Here is a 16,007-nt window from a genome sequence, read left to right as displayed (position 1 = left end):
GCATCGGTTTTCCCCCGAAAAGACCCGCCTCATGGCCTACGGGTTAACTATTCGTTAAAATCTCCAAGAGCTAATCCGTCACACCTCCCCTGTTAGTTTTGACCGAGTGAACCAGGATGCTGACGGTCTATAATTGTATCGTAAATCAGCACGACCTGAGACTGGTTGCGCTCGCCGCACTCGTCTGTGGAATTTCTTGTTTCTCAGCAGTTAATCTCCTTAAGCATGTCGGCCGATCGACCGAGCGAAACCGGCTTGTCTGGCTGATGATCGCCGCGGCCTCGACCGGGTTCGGCATATGGGCGACGCATTTCATCGCCATGACCGCGTTTACGCCGGGAATACCGAACGCATACAATCCGGGATTATCCGCCTTTTCGCTTGCCGCCGCCGTCATCCTGACCGCGCTTGGGATGTGGGTCGCCACCTTGCGCCGCGGCATCGACCATTTCCTCGTCGGTGGTGCCATTCTGGGCGGCGCCATCGCGACGATGCACTACATCGGCATGGCGGCTTTCGAGGTCGAAGGCCGGGTCGTATGGAACCTGCTCCTTGTCGCGATGTCGCTTCTGGCCGGCGTGACCCTTGCGGCACTGGCACTCCTGGTCGTTTTGCGCCGCCCGTCAGCAGTCGCGACTCTCGGCGGCGCCGCGCTTTTGACGCTGGCCATTTGCAGCTTGCATTTCATCGCGATGGCCGCGGTGTCGATCATTCCGGGTTCCTCGATTGAAATATCCGAACATTCCATCGAGCCCATTTCCCAGGCCTTTGCCGCAGCGGTCGCCAGCCTTGTAATCCTTGTGCTGTCAGGTGCCGCGCTGTGGATCGATCTGCGCTTTCGCCACCAGAAGCTCGAGGCCGAGCGCATGCACGATCTCGCCAATGCGGCGGTGGAAGGTCTGATCGTTTGCGATGGCACCCGCATCGTCAGCGCCAATGACAGTATGGCGAAGCTGACCGGAACAGCGACAGCCACCCTGAACACGATGCAACTCGGCGAGCTTTTCGACGGACAGAGCGCAGCCGCTATGTCCGGCTTCGGCGAACAGGCGCAGGAAGCGAAATTAAGGGGCAGCGACGGCGCGAGAATTCCTGTCGAGCTGATCGCCAGGAAGATCACCTACTGCGGCAGGCCTCATACGGTGCTTGCCGTTCGCGACATCCGTGAGCGCAAGAAGGCAGAAGAAGAGATTCTCCGCCTCGCGCATTTCGATCCGCTTACCGGGCTTGCCAATCGGCGGAGCTTTTCTTCCCGGCTGGAAGCAGAAGTCGCCTCGATGGATCGTGGCGGCAAGGATGGATATCTGGCGCTCCTGCTGCTTGACCTCGACCGGTTCAAGCAAGTCAACGACCTCTACGGCCACAGCGCCGGTGACGCGATGCTGCAGAAGCTCGCGCACTGCATCTCCGGCATCCCGCGCAACGGACAGATGCTCGCGCGTCTCGGCGGTGACGAATTTGCCATCATAGCTCCGAACCTCCCCGACCCCTTGGCCGCAGGCCGGATAGCCGAGGACTTGCTGGCGGCGATCTGCGAGGAAAACAGGGTTTCGGTCGGCTCCGGCCTCGTCTCGGCCAGCATCGGCATCGCCTTCTTTCCGCTGGATGCCGAAGACCAGGCCGGCCTGATCAGCCATGCCGACACGGCACTCCATCGCGCCAAAACCGAAGGCAGGGACACTTACCGGTTTTTCGAGATAGCCATGGGCACCGCGGCCCGCGACAAGCGCGTGATGGAGCATGAATTGCGCCAGGCCATCGCCCGCAAGGAGTTCCACCTCGTCTACCAGCCTCAGAAGGAAATCCGCGGCGGCAGGATGATCGGCTTCGAAGCCCTGGTCCGGTGGCAGCACCCTGAGCGGGGTGATATTTCTCCGGCTGTTTTCATCCCCGTGGCCGAGGACAGTGGCGCGATCGCCCAGATCGGCGACTGGGTGCTGACGACGGCTTGTAACGATGCTGCTCGCTGGACAAATCCGCTGATGGTCGCCGTCAACGTCTCCGCCGTGCAGCTTCACAATCCGAACTTCAGCCGCAAGGTGCATGATGCACTGGCGAGGTCCGGCCTGGCACCCGGCAGGCTGGAACTGGAGATCACCGAAACAGCCCTGGTGAAGGATATGCCCCGCGCGCTGGCGGCCTTGAGGCAGGTCAAGGCGCTTGGCGTGCATGTAGCGATGGACGATTTTGGCACCGGCTACTCTTCGCTGTCCAACCTTAGCGCCTTTCCCTTCGACAAGATCAAGATCGACGGGTCGTTCATCAAATCGGTCGACAAGAACGCCCAGTTCGCGGCGATCGTCCGCGCCGTGCTGGGGCTTGGACGCGGTCTCGGCCTACCGGTCCTTGCGGAGGGCATCGAGACGCCGGGTGAATTGCAGTTCTTGGATGCCGAGGCTTGCGAGATCGGGCAAGGCTATTACCTCGGCAAACCGGCTCCGATCGAGACGTTCGGCGAACTGACGGGCGTGGCTGCTCCGGCAATCCGCACAGCCAGCCGACGCGGCGCAAGCATTGCCGTGCTCAAGCCGCGCCTGCGCACGGTCTGAGCCTATCCCGGCTGAAGCGCCGCCTCGACCAGACGCTTGGCATCCGGCCCCGACCATTCGGCCGGGCCGTTCATATGGGCGATGAGGCAGCCTTGCCCATCGATCAGCATGGTGACGGGCAGACCTAGCGCCAGGCCGCGCGTCTTGACGTCGTTGAACAGCGACATCGTGGCATCGCGATAGTAGCCGAGCGACTTGACGCCGGTGTCCTCCAGGAATTTCTTCGGTTTGGCATCGTCGCCGGCATCGACGTTGACGGCAACAACCTGAAACGCATCGCTGCCCATCTCCTTCTGCAGCGCATCGAGCGCCGGCATTTCGGCGCGGCAAGGTGCACACCATGTCGCCCACAGATTGAGCAGCACCGTCTTGCCGGCATGATCGGCGATCGTCGTCGGCTTGCCGTCGGGGCCGTTGAAGGCAAGGCTTTTCAGCGATTGCGGCGGATCCGCCGGCAAAAGCGCGGCAACCTGGCCGGTAGCAGCGGCGGCGATCTTCTTGGCACGGTCGGTCTTGGCGACGCAGGCGGCGTCGTCCTTGCCGCCGCCGGCGGCCACTTGCGCGGGCGCCTTGTTGCCAGAACTGCTTTCCCTGACATATACCGCGACCGCGCCGGCCAGCACGCCCGCAACCAAAGCGGCGAGGATGAGACGCAAAGCCGGGAAGAATCTATTGCCGTCTGCCATTTTTTAAAAACTGCTCCGGAGCACGGGTTATAGCGATGAACGACAAGAAGGCCAGCAACCAGATGTGGGGCGGACGTTTTGCCTCGGGTCCGGCCGCAATCATGGAAGCGATCAACGCGTCGATCTCGTTCGACCGCAAACTCTATGCGCAGGATATTCGCGGCTCGATCGCCCATTGCCAGATGCTGGCGCAAACGGGCATTATTTCGGCGGCCGATCAAGAAAAAATCACTCACGGGCTGAACACGATCCTGGCAGAGATCGAGACCGGCACATTCGAGTTCTCCACCAGGCTGGAAGACATCCACATGAATATCGAGGCCCGTCTGGCCGATTTGATCGGGCCCGCAGCTGGCCGCCTGCATACCGCCCGCTCGCGCAATGACCAGGTGGCGGTCGACCTCAGGCTGTGGGTCAAGGACGAGTGCTTTCGCGTCGCCGAGGCGCTGAAGGGCCTGATCACGGCGTTCCTGGATCGCGCCGAGGAGCATGCGGCAACGGTGATGCCGGGCTTCACCCACATGCAGGCGGCGCAGCCGGTGACCTTCGGCCATCACTGCATGGCCTATGTCGAGATGTTTGCGCGCGACCTGTCTCGCGTCCGCGATGCGATTGAGCATATGGATGAAAGCCCGCTCGGCGCTGCCGCCCTTGCCGGCACCAGCTTTCCGATTGACAGGCACGAGACAGCGAAGGCGCTTGGCTTCCGCGAGCCGATGCGCAATTCGCTCGACAGCGTTTCGGATCGCGATTTCGCGCTCGAGTTCCTGGGCGTAGCAGCGATCTGCGCGACGCATCTGTCGCGACTGGCTGAAGAGATCATCATCTGGTCGACGCCGCAATTCGGCTTCGTCAGGCTGTCGGATAGTTTCTCGACGGGTTCGTCGATCATGCCGCAGAAGAAGAATCCCGACGCTGCCGAACTGGTGCGCGGCAAGACCGGCCGCGTCACCGGGCACCTCGTCGGCTTGCTGACAGTAATGAAGGGCATGCCGCTGACCTATGGCAAGGACATGCAGGAAGACAAGGAATCCGTCTTCGACGCGGCCGAGACGCTCGACCTGATGCTGGCGGCAATGACCGGCATGGTGCGCGACATGACGGTGAACACCGCGGCGATGAAAAAGGCTGCCGGCGCCGGCTATTCGACTGCGACCGACCTCGCCGACTGGCTGGTGCGCACGCTCGGCCTGCCGTTCCGCGAGGCGCACCATATCACTGGCCGGGCGGTGGCGCTGGCCGACGACAGGAAGATCGGGCTCGACAGGCTTTCGCTGGAGGATCTGCAGTCCATTCACCCCGGTATCAGCGCCGACGTGTTTTCGGTTCTTGCCGTGCAGAATTCTGTAAAGAGCCGCACGAGCTTCGGCGGCACCGCGCCGTCCGAGGTGCGCAAGCAGATCCGCTACTGGAAAAAGCGGCTCGCCAAGGCGTAAGACGCGGGGTGCAATGGCCGCAAAACTCGGCTAGAAGCGGCTGCGGGCAACAGTTTCGGACGGATGGCACGATGACCGGAAGCAGGATTTTGGTGACGCTGACGCTGTTGGCAGCAATGGCCACCGTTGCGGCCTGCGGCAGGAAGGCTGCGCTCGATACGCCCTACGCGGCCGCCGTGCAGGCCCGCAAGGACGCCGAGAAGGCCAAGCAACCTTTGCCGCCGGAGCCGGAAAAACCTGTTGAGGACAAGAAATTCATCCTCGACCCGCTGCTCTGATTTTTCGGACCAATCTCGTGAACCATTTCGACTACCGCGACGGCGCGCTGCATGCCGAGGACGTGGCGATATCAGACATCGCCGCCAGCGTCGGCACGCCATTCTATTGTTATTCGACGGCGACGTTGACCAGGCATTTTCGCGTCTTCACAGAGGCCTTTGCCGGGCTCGACGCCCTCGTCTGCTATGCCATGAAGGCGAATTCGAACCAGGCCGTGCTGAAGGTGTTGGCAAGACTCGGCGCCGGCGCCGACGTGGTCTCGGAGGGCGAATTGCGCCGCGCTTTGGCGGCCGGCATTCCGGCAAGCAAGATCCTGTTTTCGGGCGTCGGCAAGACCGCGCGCGAAATGGATTTTGCGCTCTCGGCCGGCATTCTCTGTTTCAACGTCGAATCCGAACCGGAGCTGGAGCTGCTGTCGGCCCGCGCGACCGCGCTGGGCAAGATCGCGCCGATCTCGCTGCGCATCAATCCGGATGTCGATGCCAGGACGCACAACAAAATTTCGACTGGGAAGGCCGAGAACAAGTTCGGCATTCCCTGGCAGCAGGCACGAAAGGTTTATGCCCGCGCGGCTGAGCTGCCGGGCATCAAGGTCACCGGCATAGACACCCATATCGGCAGCCAGATCACCGAATTGCAGCCCTTCGACGAGGCCTTTGCGCTGCTGGTGGAGCTGGTCGGCGCCCTGCGCTCCGACGGTCATGCCATCGAGCACATCGATCTCGGCGGCGGCCTTGGCATTCCCTACCGCGTCGACAACAACCCGCCGCCTTTGCCCGATGCCTATGCCCGGATCGTCAGAAAGCATGTCGCCGAGCTCGGGCTGAAAGTGATGTTCGAGCCAGGCCGGTTGATCGTCGGGAATGCCGGCATCCTGGTCTCGGCGGTGATCTTCGTGAAGGAGGGCGACGCCAAGAACTTCCTCGTCGTCGACGCCGCGATGAACGACCTGATCCGGCCGACGCTTTACGACGCTTTCCACGACATCAAGCCGGTGGTGCAGCAGCCGGCCGCAGCACCGCGCATGAAGGTCGACGTCGTCGGCCCGGTTTGCGAGACCGGCGACTATCTCGGGCTCGACCGTGACCTGCCCCGGCTGAAATCCGGCGACCTGATCGCTGTCGCCACCGCCGGCGCCTATGGCGCCGTCCAGGCTGGCACCTACAATACCAGGCTGCTGGTACCGGAAGTGCTGGTCGACCGCGACCGCTTCCACGTTGTGCGCCCGCGCCAGACCTATGACGAGCTGATCGGACTGGACTCGGTGCCGGACTGGTTGGAGTAGAACTCTGCAGCTACAGGCGGTGCTGAATGAGCGCCCTGGTTTCGGCGATCCTGTTCTCGTTCCGGCGATAGAATGTCCACTGCTTGATGCGCTTGCTGCGCAAAAGCCCTGCCTGGGTCAGCACGCGCATATGTTCGCTGAGCGTCGCCTGGGTGATCCCCAGCTTTTCCGCGATCAGCAGCGCGCAGACTCCGTCGTCGACCAGATCGCCGTCCGCCTGCGGCGGAAAATGCGCGCGCGGGTCCTTGAGCCAGTCGAGGATCTGCAGCCTGCGCTCGTTGGCAATCGCTTTGAAGAGGTCGACCTCTTGCATTTAGCCACTTTGCCAAGTTACTAAGTAATGTCAACTCTGAATGTCAGCCCTGGGAGTGAAAGCATGCTGCACGGCCACACGATCACACGCGAGCGCATTGCGGCGATGGAACCACGCATCCGACCCTTCGTGCGCCACACGCCGGTGCTGCGCGTCGACATGGCCGATTTCGGCCGCCCGGCTCTGCCGGTCGACCTGAAGCTTGAGTGCTTGCAGCATTCCGGCTCGTTCAAGGCGCGTGGTGCGTTCACCAATCTCCTCGAACGGCCGGTTCCTGCGGCCGGCGTCGTCGCCGCATCGGGCGGCAATCACGGCGCCGCCGTCGCCTATGCCGCCATGCGACTCGGCCACAAGGCGACCATCTTTGTTCCCGAAGTGAGCCCGCAGGCCAAGCTGGACCGCATCCGTGGCTACGGCGCCGAGCTGATCGTCGGCGGCGCCCGTTATGCCGAGGCGCTGGCCGCCAGCGAGAGCTTCGCCGAAAAATCCGGCGCCCTGCAGATCCACGCCTTCAATCAGGAGGAGACGCTGGTCGGGCAGGGCACGCTCGGCCTCGAAATCGAGGCCGACCTGCCGAAGCTCGACACCCTGCTGGTCGCTGTCGGCGGCGGCGGCCTGATCGGCGGCATCGCCGCCTGGTTTTCCGGCCGCATCAGGATCATCGCTGTTGAGCCGGAGGGTGCGCCGACGCTTCATCGCGCGTTCGCGGCGGGCCGACCCGTCGACGCGCCGGCTGAGGGCGTCGCCGCCGATTCGCTCGCGCCAAAGCGTGTCGGCGAAATGATGTTTCCTATCGCCGAGGCATTCGTCGAGCGCTCGATCCTGGTCGGCGACGACGACATTGTCGCCGCCCAGGCGGCGCTGTGGGACCGCGTGCGAATCATCTCCGAGCCGGGCGGTGCGGCCGCCTTCGCGGCGCTCCTGTCCGGCCGCTACGCACCGGCTAGAGGCGAGCACGTTGCCGTACTGGTCTGCGGCGCAAACGCCAATCCGGCGAAATTCTGACAATATCCGGGGCATTATTGTTCACGTTTTGGGGAACCGCCTCGCCTTCGCCGTGTTTGTTGGTATCCTTAGGGCGATGTGCATCCGCTTGGACGCACGAAGTACGCGCTAAGATTTTAGGTCTTCGCATCGTGCTTCCCGGAAATCGACTTTTCGGGCCCATGCGATAGACTCGTGAGGCCTGGGCTATCCCGCCCGGCCAGGAAGGGCCGATGACGCAACGACCCATTTTCACCAGCGATCGCAGTCTGGCCAGGCGCCTTGCCTTGAGCCGGCTGGGGACGCAGGTCTCGATAATCGTCGAACGCGGCTGGCCATTGCTGCTGCCGCTGATCATCGTCGCCAGCCTGTTCCTCAGCATTTCGTGGCTCGGCCTGTTCCCATTTTTGCCCGATCTGGCGCGGATCGGTCTTATCACGGCATTCGGCGTCGCAGCGCTTGCCGCACTCTACCCGCTGCGTTTCTTCCGCACGCCATCCAGTGCCGAGGTCGACCGCCGCATCGAGGCGGCCAACCGGCTGCTGCACAGCCCGGTGCAGGTCCAGACCGATCGCCCGAGCGGCAAGGAAAGCATTTTTTCGCAAGCCCTGTGGCGCGAGCATCAGCGGCGCATGGCTGACCGGCTGGGCGAGCTTGGCGGCGACGTGCCGCGCACACGCGTGCCGGAACGCGACCCGTGGGCGTTGCGCGCCGTTGCCGCGCTTTTGTTGGTCACTGCCTTTGCCTTCTCCTTCGGGCCGTCGGGCGGCAGGCTGGGCGACGGCTTTGTTGCCCGTGCCGCCCGCGACGTCGTGCCGCCGCGCATTGATGCCTGGGTGACGCCGCCGGCCTATACCGGCAGGCCGCCGATATTCCTGAACGCCCCAGTCCTTGCCAACAACGCCACTCAAACGGCGCCGACCTTCACCGTTCCGGAGGGCAGCGATGTGTCGCTGCGCGTCACCGGCGGTTCGGGCGAGGAAACGCTGAGTTACGCCGACACCGGCGGCAACACCCGCGCCATCGATCCGACCGGGCCGCAAGCCGCCAAGACTGAGGCAGCTCCGGCAACGCCTTCCACCGTGCGCCAGTTCAGCGGCAAGTTGACGGCCGACGGCACGCTGACGCTGCAGTCCGGCGACGGCGAGCTCGGCCGCTGGGCCTTCGCCATAATTCCCGACAAGCCGCCGCAGATCCGCTTTGTCGGCGAGCCGAAGCGCGCCGTCAACGGCGCCTTCGAACTCAACTACCAGATTGACGACGACTATGGCGCGGCCTCCGCCAAGGCCGTTTTCGCATTGGCCGATCCGCAGGCACCCAACGCGCATCCGCTCTATGGCCCGCCGGAAATGCCGCTGACGTTGCCGCGCCGCGGCGGGAAGGCGAATGCCGCTAAGACGACGAAGGACCTGACCGACCATGTCTGGGCCGGTGGTAACGTCAAGCTGTCGCTTGTCGCCACCGACGGTGCCGGACACACGGCGACCAGCGAAACCAAGACGCTGGTGATGCCGGAGCGGCCATTCTCCAACCCGTTGGCGCGGGCTGTTGTCGAGCAGCGCCGCATGCTGGCGCTCGACGCCTATGCCAAGGACCGGGTGCTCGACCTGATGGATGCGATCACGCTCAGGCCCGAAGACACGTTCGACAACATGACGCACTACCTCGCCATCATGAGCGCCCGCACCCGGCTGAAGATGGCTGACAGCGACGACCAGTTGCGCGACGAGGTCGCTTACCTCTGGGAGATCGCGCTCGGCATCGAGGAAGGCAATCTGTCGGCGGCCGAGAAGCGGCTGCGCCAGGCGCAGCAGGCGCTGCAGGATGCGATCAAGAACGGCGCCAGCGACCAGGAGATCGAGAAGGCGATGAAGGAACTGCGCGAGGCGATGAACCAGTTCCTGCAGGAATTCGCTGCGCGGGCGCAGCAGAATCCGAATGCGCCACAGATGCAGCAGAACGGCCGGGAACTGCGCCAGAGCGACATCGACCGCATGATGGACCAGATCGAGAACCTGGCGAAATCCGGCAATCGCGACCAGGCGCAGCAATTGCTGTCTGAGCTGCAGGACATGATGAACAATCTGCAGGCAGGCCGCCAGCAACAAGGCGGTCAGCAGGACAGCGAGATGCGTCAGCAGATGGATAAGCTGGGCGAGATCATGCGGCGCCAGCAGGAGATGATGAACGACACCTTCCGCATGGACCAGATGCAGCGTGGCCAGCAACAGCGCGGGCAGAACCGCGACGAGCAGCTCGGCGAGAACGGTGAGCCGGGCCCGATGGACGAACAGGGCAAGCCCGGCCTGGGCGACGACCGCGATCCGCTCGGCCGGCCGGGGCAGATGACGCCGCAGGAATTCGCCGATGCGATGAAGCAGTTGCAGGAAGGCCAGGGCAAGCTGCAGAGCGAGCTCGATCAATTGAGGAAGAGCCTCGAAGGCATGGGCCTCGACTCCAATGAGGGGTTTGGCGAGGCCGGCAAATCCATGGGCAATGCCGAACAGGCGCTCGGCGAGGGCGAAGGCGACCAGGCCGTCGGTCACCAGGGCCGCGCATTGGAAGCCTTGCGCAGGGGCGCCAAGGACATGATGAAGCAATTGCAGGCAATGCAAGGCGACCAGGGCGGCAACGGCCAGGGCGGACGACAGCAGAATGCCGACCGTGACCCGCTCGGGCGGCCCCGCACCAGCGAGGGTCCCGATGACGGGAGTTCGGTGAGAGTGCCTGACGAGATCGACGTGCAGCGTGCCCGCCAAATCCTCGAAGCGATCCGCAAGCGGCTCGGCAATGCACTCAGCCCCGATATCGAGCGCAGCTATCTGGAGCGGCTGCTGGAGCTGAAGTAAGGCTGCCTGTATTCGGAAGATCGCCGCGCGCGGTCCGTGCTGGCCGCTACCGCCGGACTGAGCGGCATTCTTAACGGTTGGTGAACGCCTCGCGGATAGCCTCTTCCATGCCGTCGATAGCCTCGCCGGAAGCGTTCGGGTTGCGCCGCAGCACCACGTTCGAGGAATCGATGTCGCCGAACCCGTCGGCGGTCGTAAGCTCGCGGCAGCCGGCCGGGATGTTGCTGCGCGAGATCGGCGCAATCGCCAGCCCGGAGGTGACGGCGAGCCGCAGGCCGCCATTGGTATCGCTGGTGTAGGCGACACGATAGGCGAGATCGCGCTGTTCCAGCGACTTTATCGCGAAATCCTTGCACCAACCGGCACGGTTGTAGAGCGCGATCGGCACCGGCCGCTCCTCATGCATGTGATGCAGCTCTGACGTCACCCATACGGTCGGGTCATGCATCAGCACCTCACCCCCCGACAGATCCTGCCATTCGAACACCACCGCCAGATCGAGCTCGCCAGCGGCGAGCGCCGCGATCTGCGCACCGGAATGCGCGTAGCGGACGGTGATGTCGACCTGAGGATGGCGCTTGGCAAAGGCGCCGAGCGCGCGCGACAGGATCGCGTGGCCATATTCCTCCGGGATACCGATGCGCACCGGCCCGCCAAGCGGCGCCGCGACCATCGATGCCGCCGTCTCGTCGAGCAGTGAAACGATGCGCCTGGCGTTGGCGATGAGCTCGCCGCCGCGCCGTGTCAGCGCCACACCGCGCGAGCCGCGCTCGAACAGGCTGTCGCCGATCATCCCTTCAAGCTTCTTCATCTGCATCGAGACCGCCGACTGGGTGCGGCCGGCCCGCTCCGCCGCCTTGGTGAAATTGCCACTGTCGGCGACCGCCACGAAGGTTCGCAACAGGTCGCTGTCGAGATTGGGTCGCATGTGCCCGCCATAAGAAAATCTGATTGCTGGCATCATTCCAATTCGTTTGCAACATGTCAAACGGCGGACGATAGTTCGCCTTACCCATTGGATATGCGGCCGCGAAATCGGCCGCGGACCAATCAAAAGTCCTCACTCGTACCCGCTGCCCGAAATGGCGGCGGGTTCTTTTTACCCGGATGCAGGCCTGCGTTCGGCCGCGCACGCGGGGACAGGAGCGCCTATGCAGAATCGGCTTGTGCTCGGCATCCTCAGCCTCTGTCTCGGCGTACTGGTCTTTTCGCTGCAGGACCCGCTGGTCAAGGCGGTGTCGAGCCACTATCCGGTCACCGAGGTGATGGCGATCCGCTCGATCGTCGCCTTGCCGATCCTGGTTTTCCTCGTCCACGCCGATGTCGGATTGCAGGCAATCCTGTCGAAGCGGTTCGGCATGCTGACGATGCGCGCCTTCATCCAGTTCACCTCCTACACGGCCTACTATCTGGCAATCGCCGCCCTGCCGCTGGCTGACGCGGTGGCGCTCTATTTCATGGCGCCGCTGTTCATCATGGCGCTGGCCGGCCCCTATCTCGGCGAACGCGTGTCCTGGCAGGCGCTCGCCACCGTCCTGGTCGGCATGCTCGGCGTGCTGGTGATGGTGCGCCCGGGCGCCGGCTTGTTCGACTGGGCAGCGCTGCTGTCGCTAGGTTCGGCTCTGCTCTACGGTTTCTCGCAGCTGATGGCACGCAAGATCGGCGACACCGAATCCTCGACTGTCATGGCGTTCTATCAGAACGGCGCCTATCTGGTCGGCGCCGCCTTGGTGGCGGCATTGTTTTGGCTGGCAGGCATTGACCACGCCGTGCATCCGAGCCTCGAATTCCTCGTCCGGCCATGGGTCTGGCCGGCGACGCCGGATCTCCTCAAGATGGGGACATGCGGCTTCGTTGCCTCGGCCGGCATGATCCTGTTGTCGCAGGCCTACCGGCTGGCGCCCGCCAACAGCGTCGCCACCTTCGAATACACCGGTATCATCTGGTCGCCGCTATGGGGTTTTCTGTTCTTTGCCGAGGTGCCGCGACCAGCGACGGCGGCCGGCGCAGCCCTCATCATCGGCGCCGGGCTTTTTGCGCTCAATGCCGGCCGGCGCCGGAGCGGCGCGCCAGCCAATACGGTGACCTGCGACCCTGCCTGAAGGCGGTCGGCCTTGGGCTTAGGCGAAGCAGGCGAGCGCCTGTTCGACGCGGGCGCGGATTTCAGCCAGCGTGAACGGCTTTTGCACGACGTCGAGAATAATGCCGTCCAATTCCTCGGCGCGCTCGCGCTGGTCGGCATAGCCGGTCATCAGCATGATCTTCATCGCCGGGAACAGCGCTGCTGCCGCCTTGGCCATCTCGATGCCGTCCATCTCCGGCATGCGGATGTCGGACAGCACAAGGTCATAGCTCCCTTGCGCCGCCCGGATCAGAGAAAGGCCATGTGCGCCGTCCGCGGCGACAGTGACATTATGCCCGGCGCGCTCGAGCGCGCGAGCGGCGAGAGTGCGGACGGATTCATCGTCCTCGACGATCAGGAGCTTTGCCATGGGCAAGATATTTGGCGAGGAAAAGTTGATGTTTCCTGAAAGCCAGGAAGGCCATGAGGCCTTTTCAGAATTCGCTCCGCCGAGTCATATGACGTGGTTTTCGAGACCCGGAGCGGACGTTCGAGTCCGTGAGCACCGGAAGCGCAGAAAACCGCGTCAGATGACCGCCGGAGTAGAATTTTCAAAAGGCCTCAGGCGTCGCCCTTGACGATGCCGACGAACGGCAATTCGCGAAACGCGTGGGCGACGTCCATGCCATAACCGACGACGAAATAATCGGGGCAGTCAAAGCCGACATAGTCGGCGTTGAGCGTGGTCTGGCGGCGCATGCGCTTGTCGAGCAGCACGGCGATGGCACAGTTCCTTGCGCCGCGCGACAGCATGAGGTCGCGGGTGAAACTCAGCGTCTTGCCGGATTCCAGAATGTCGTCGATCAAAAGCAAATCGCGACCGGCGACCTCGTTGTCGATGTCGCGCAGCACCCTCACCTCACCGCTGGTCGTGCCGGCGCCATAGCTGGAGATGAAGATGAACTCGACCTCCGGCGACAGGCCGACATCGTGCATGGCACGGATAAGATCGGCGGCGAAGATGAACGATCCCTTCAGCACCGAGATTACCAGAAGGTCGTGGTAGTCGTGCCCGGCGATCTCCTTGGCAAGTTCCAGGTTCCGCCGCGCGATGGCGGACGCCGAAAACAGGACTTCGATGTCCTTGCCGCGCACAACTGGCATTGGCTGCCCTTCCAGAATGATCGCCTTTGTAGGCGAAGCCGACCGAAACGGTCTTCAACCCGTTTCTAGGCATGTCGTGCCGTCTGGCAAGGCCAAATCTTTCGCAGGGCACCCGCGAACGGTCGGATGTCCCACCGTCGCGAATCGTTTATCTGGTGACCTGTTGATTTTCTGGCGCCGCTCTAACGAACCAGCGCATGGCCGCCCGAAATCCAGAAGGCGGCAAAGACGGCACCGACGCCGACAATCCAGAAGATCGGCCCACCATGCACCCACAACGGCCGTTCGACGGCGGTTTCGGGCTTGCGCAACATGTCCATGCCTTCGATCGAAGGCATGGAAATCATGCGCGCAGGCGGCGGCGCAAAGTCTTGACGTGTAAAATGGCGGGGCAGCACCTCATAGTCGGCATCGATGACCTCGGCGGTCACGTCGCGCATGATGCGTTCCGGCTCGGCGGCCGGATCGGTCATGATTTCGCCGGAAACCGGGCGCGCGGTTCGATCCTCAGCCATCATGGCCCAACACTACCGAACCTGTTCGCTGTTCGTTTCTTTTGGGTAAACGGAAATGGTTAACGCTTCCCCACCGGAACCCCTGTGACTCGCTCGAAAAGCCCCCAAATTAACCGTCGGTTAACCATGCCGGCCGATGGTCTTTCCACAGAAAGGGCTGGCATCTTGCCGCCGAGAATTTCAGGTCGTCGAAAGTGATCCGCTTCGAAAATGTCGGCCTCCGCTATGGCATGGGTCCGGAGATTCTCCGCGACATCTCCTTGCACATTCCGGAGCGCTCCTTTCAGTTCCTGAGCGGACCTTCAGGCGCCGGCAAGACGACGTTGCTGCGGCTTTTGTTCATGTCGCTGAAGCCGACGCGCGGCCTGATCACCATTTTCGGCAAGGACCGCTCGCGCATCTCGCGCACCGAATTGCCGCATCTGAGACGTCGCATCGGCGTGGTGTTCCAGGATTTTCGCCTGCTCGACCATATGACCACCTACGAGAACGTGGCATTGCCGCTGCGCGTGCGCGGCCGCGAGGAGGCGACCTATCGCACCGACGTCACCGAGCTGCTGAAATGGGTCGGCCTCGGCGAGCGCATGCATGTGCTGCCACCGGTGCTGTCTGGCGGCGAGAAGCAGCGCGCCGCCATTGCCCGGGCGTTGATCGAGCAGCCCGAGATCCTGCTCGCCGACGAGCCGACCGGCAATGTCGACCCGCCGCTGGCGCGACGCTTGCTGCGGTTGTTCATCGAGCTCAACCGGCTGGGCACCGCCGTGGTGATCGCCACACACGACCTCGGCCTGATGGAACAGGTCGACGCACGGCGAATGATCCTGGCCGGCGGAAGGCTGGACATCTATGACTGAGCTCTCCGTCGAACATTTCGAGGGTCAGGACGCCGCGGCGGCAAAGCCCCGCGTCCAGCGCAAAATGGCGCCGATCGTGCCGGCGCAGAACATCGCCGGCCGGGCGCTGGTGCTGGTCATTGCCATCATGACGTTTCTGTCCTGTCTGACGTTTGGCGCAGTCACGCTGGTGCGTGACACCGCCTCCGTCTGGGAGAACCAGATCTCGCGCGAAGCGACCATCCAGATCAAGCCGGTCGACGGCCTCGACATGGAGGCCGCACTTGCGCTGGCCTCGCAGATCGCCGGCGAATTCCCTGGCGTGAAAAGCGCCAGGATCATCGATCGCGAAGCAACGGCCCGACTGCTCGAGCCTTGGCTAGGCTCGGGCCTGAACATCGATGAGCTGCCGGTGCCGCGCTTGATCATCATCACCATCGACGAGAATAGTCCGCCCGATTTCGCCGCACTGCGCGCGGCAATCACGCCGAAGCTGCCGAGCGCCTCGCTCGACGATCATCGCACCTGGGTCGACCGGCTGGTTGCCATGGCCCGCACCACGGTAACGATCGGTATCGCAGTGTTGGCGCTGATGCTGTCGGCGACGGTGCTGACCGTTGTATTCGCGACGCGCGGCGCCATGGCCGGCAATGGCCACATCATCGAGGTGCTGCATTTCGTCGGCGCCGAGGCGCGCTTCATCGCGCGCGAATTCCGCCGGCATTTTCTGGTCACCGGCATGAAGGGCGCCGCGGCAGGCGGCGCCGCAGCGATCCTGGTCTTCATCGTCTTCTCCTGGTGGTCGTCACACAACATGGCAACGCCGCAGGCCGACCAGGCGACCGCCCTGTTCGGCAATTTCGCCATCGGCTCGGCGGGTTATCTCGGGGTCGCTGTCATGGTGCTGGTGATCGGCGCGCTGACGGCGGCAACCTCCCATTTCACCGTGGTTGCTTATCTCAGCGACATCGACATTCGCCAGCCGGACGCCGGCTAAAGGAAAGATCGATCACGGATGAAAACGCATCGTCACGAAAATTGCATTTTTTTCC

At 63.4% G+C, this 16,007-nt stretch carries 15 protein-coding genes; 9 read left to right on the top strand and 6 right to left on the bottom strand.

Annotation, left to right across the window (positions count from 1 at the left end; genetic code table 11):
* Positions 1-116: 116 nt before the first annotated feature.
* A complete protein-coding gene (locus NKI63_RS09640; RefSeq protein ID WP_352821228.1) occupies positions 117-2,549 on the top strand; it encodes a bifunctional diguanylate cyclase/phosphodiesterase in 2,433 nt (810 codons plus the stop codon).
* Between the two features lie 2 nt (positions 2,550-2,551).
* On the opposite strand, the gene tlpA is transcribed toward NKI63_RS09640, so the two are convergent.
* Entirely contained in the window at positions 2,552-3,235 is a 684-nt protein-coding gene (gene tlpA / locus NKI63_RS09635; RefSeq protein ID WP_352691040.1) for a thiol:disulfide interchange protein TlpA, read from the bottom strand.
* A gap of 35 nt (positions 3,236-3,270) precedes the next feature.
* Here tlpA and argH point away from each other — a divergent pair, with 35 nt between their 5' ends.
* From argH to lysA, 3 genes are all read left to right on the top strand, one after another.
* On the top strand, positions 3,271-4,671 hold the full coding sequence (gene argH / locus NKI63_RS09630) for an argininosuccinate lyase (protein ID WP_352691041.1): 1,401 nt from the start codon (positions 3,271-3,273) through the stop codon (positions 4,669-4,671).
* Positions 4,672-4,742: 71 nt separating this feature from the next.
* On the top strand, positions 4,743-4,949 hold the full coding sequence (locus NKI63_RS09625; protein WP_023677931.1) for a hypothetical protein: 207 nt from the start codon (positions 4,743-4,745) through the stop codon (positions 4,947-4,949).
* Positions 4,950-4,966: 17 nt separating this feature from the next.
* Positions 4,967-6,235, top strand: coding sequence for a diaminopimelate decarboxylase (gene lysA / locus NKI63_RS09620; protein ID WP_352691042.1), 1,269 nt, complete (start codon positions 4,967-4,969; stop codon positions 6,233-6,235).
* Between the two features lie 10 nt (positions 6,236-6,245).
* Here lysA and NKI63_RS09615 read toward each other — a convergent pair whose 3' ends face one another.
* The gene (locus NKI63_RS09615) at positions 6,246-6,548 is read right to left on the bottom strand and encodes an ArsR/SmtB family transcription factor (RefSeq protein ID WP_352691043.1); all 303 of its coding nucleotides are present in this window, start codon (positions 6,546-6,548) and stop codon (positions 6,246-6,248) included.
* 63 nt (positions 6,549-6,611) lie between these two features.
* Between NKI63_RS09615 and NKI63_RS09610 the strand changes: the two genes are divergently transcribed.
* Both NKI63_RS09610 and NKI63_RS09605 read left to right on the top strand, forming a co-directional pair.
* Positions 6,612-7,553: a threonine/serine dehydratase gene (locus NKI63_RS09610; RefSeq protein WP_352691044.1), complete on the top strand. Its 942-nt coding sequence runs from the start codon at positions 6,612-6,614 to the stop codon at positions 7,551-7,553.
* Positions 7,554-7,765: 212 nt separating this feature from the next.
* Positions 7,766-10,381, top strand: coding sequence for a TIGR02302 family protein (locus NKI63_RS09605; protein WP_352704395.1), 2,616 nt, complete (start codon positions 7,766-7,768; stop codon positions 10,379-10,381).
* Between the two features lie 70 nt (positions 10,382-10,451).
* Here the strand turns inward: NKI63_RS09605 and NKI63_RS09600 are convergent, their stop codons facing one another.
* Positions 10,452-11,309: a LysR family transcriptional regulator gene (locus tag NKI63_RS09600; protein ID WP_352649318.1), complete on the bottom strand. Its 858-nt coding sequence runs from the start codon at positions 11,307-11,309 to the stop codon at positions 10,452-10,454.
* A 223-nt stretch (positions 11,310-11,532) separates the two neighbouring features.
* On the opposite strand from NKI63_RS09600, the gene NKI63_RS09595 reads away from it, so the two are divergent.
* A complete protein-coding gene (locus NKI63_RS09595) occupies positions 11,533-12,483 on the top strand; it encodes a DMT family transporter (protein ID WP_352821223.1) in 951 nt (316 codons plus the stop codon).
* 18 nt (positions 12,484-12,501) lie between these two features.
* Here the strand turns inward: NKI63_RS09595 and NKI63_RS09590 are convergent, their stop codons facing one another.
* The 3 genes from NKI63_RS09590 to NKI63_RS09580 all read right to left on the bottom strand — a co-directional run bounded on the left by NKI63_RS09590 (position 12,502) and on the right by NKI63_RS09580 (position 14,080).
* Positions 12,502-12,873, bottom strand: coding sequence for a response regulator (locus NKI63_RS09590; RefSeq protein WP_352691048.1), 372 nt, complete (start codon positions 12,871-12,873; stop codon positions 12,502-12,504).
* 191 nt (positions 12,874-13,064) lie between these two features.
* Positions 13,065-13,607: a hypoxanthine phosphoribosyltransferase gene (gene hpt / locus NKI63_RS09585; RefSeq protein WP_352821220.1), complete on the bottom strand. Its 543-nt coding sequence runs from the start codon at positions 13,605-13,607 to the stop codon at positions 13,065-13,067.
* 182 nt (positions 13,608-13,789) lie between these two features.
* Entirely contained in the window at positions 13,790-14,080 is a 291-nt protein-coding gene (locus tag NKI63_RS09580; protein WP_352683073.1) for a hypothetical protein, read from the bottom strand.
* Between the two features lie 236 nt (positions 14,081-14,316).
* Between NKI63_RS09580 and ftsE the strand changes: the two genes are divergently transcribed.
* Together ftsE and NKI63_RS09570 are read left to right on the top strand one after the other, a co-directional pair.
* Positions 14,317-14,976, top strand: a complete 660-nt coding sequence (gene ftsE, locus NKI63_RS09575; RefSeq protein WP_023677923.1) for a cell division ATP-binding protein FtsE — start codon at positions 14,317-14,319, stop codon at positions 14,974-14,976.
* On the top strand, positions 14,969-15,952 hold the full coding sequence (locus NKI63_RS09570) for a cell division protein FtsX (protein WP_352616030.1): 984 nt from the start codon (positions 14,969-14,971) through the stop codon (positions 15,950-15,952). Before ftsE ends, NKI63_RS09570 begins: the two co-directional genes overlap by 8 nt.
* Positions 15,953-16,007: the final 55 nt, after the last annotated feature.

This window comes from Mesorhizobium sp. M0410 (assembly GCF_040321435.1).
GTDB lineage: Bacteria > Pseudomonadota > Alphaproteobacteria > Rhizobiales > Rhizobiaceae > Mesorhizobium.
The sequence above is the reverse complement of the archived record's forward strand: the minus strand, read 5'-3'. Positions and strand labels throughout refer to the sequence as shown.

What these genes read in the sequence shown, in the direction of transcription:
- NKI63_RS09640 (WP_352821228.1), top strand. Translation starts at nt 117, where the DNA reads ATGCTGACGGTCTATAATTGTATCGTAAATCAGCACGACCTGAGACTG.
- tlpA (WP_352691040.1), bottom strand. Translation starts at nt 3,235, where the DNA reads ATGGCAGACGGCAATAGATTCTTCCCGGCTTTGCGTCTCATCCTCGCC.
- argH (WP_352691041.1), top strand. Translation starts at nt 3,271, where the DNA reads ATGAACGACAAGAAGGCCAGCAACCAGATGTGGGGCGGACGTTTTGCC.
- NKI63_RS09625 (WP_023677931.1), top strand. Translation starts at nt 4,743, where the DNA reads ATGACCGGAAGCAGGATTTTGGTGACGCTGACGCTGTTGGCAGCAATG.
- NKI63_RS09615 (WP_352691043.1), bottom strand. Translation starts at nt 6,548, where the DNA reads ATGCAAGAGGTCGACCTCTTCAAAGCGATTGCCAACGAGCGCAGGCTG.
- NKI63_RS09610 (WP_352691044.1), top strand. Translation starts at nt 6,612, where the DNA reads ATGCTGCACGGCCACACGATCACACGCGAGCGCATTGCGGCGATGGAA.
- NKI63_RS09605 (WP_352704395.1), top strand. Translation starts at nt 7,766, where the DNA reads ATGACGCAACGACCCATTTTCACCAGCGATCGCAGTCTGGCCAGGCGC.
- NKI63_RS09600 (WP_352649318.1), bottom strand. Translation starts at nt 11,309, where the DNA reads ATGCGACCCAATCTCGACAGCGACCTGTTGCGAACCTTCGTGGCGGTC.
- NKI63_RS09595 (WP_352821223.1), top strand. Translation starts at nt 11,533, where the DNA reads ATGCAGAATCGGCTTGTGCTCGGCATCCTCAGCCTCTGTCTCGGCGTA.
- NKI63_RS09590 (WP_352691048.1), bottom strand. Translation starts at nt 12,873, where the DNA reads ATGGCAAAGCTCCTGATCGTCGAGGACGATGAATCCGTCCGCACTCTC.
- hpt (WP_352821220.1), bottom strand. Translation starts at nt 13,607, where the DNA reads ATGCCAGTTGTGCGCGGCAAGGACATCGAAGTCCTGTTTTCGGCGTCC.
- NKI63_RS09580 (WP_352683073.1), bottom strand. Translation starts at nt 14,080, where the DNA reads ATGACCGATCCGGCCGCCGAGCCGGAACGCATCATGCGCGACGTGACC.
- NKI63_RS09570 (WP_352616030.1), top strand. Translation starts at nt 14,969, where the DNA reads ATGACTGAGCTCTCCGTCGAACATTTCGAGGGTCAGGACGCCGCGGCG.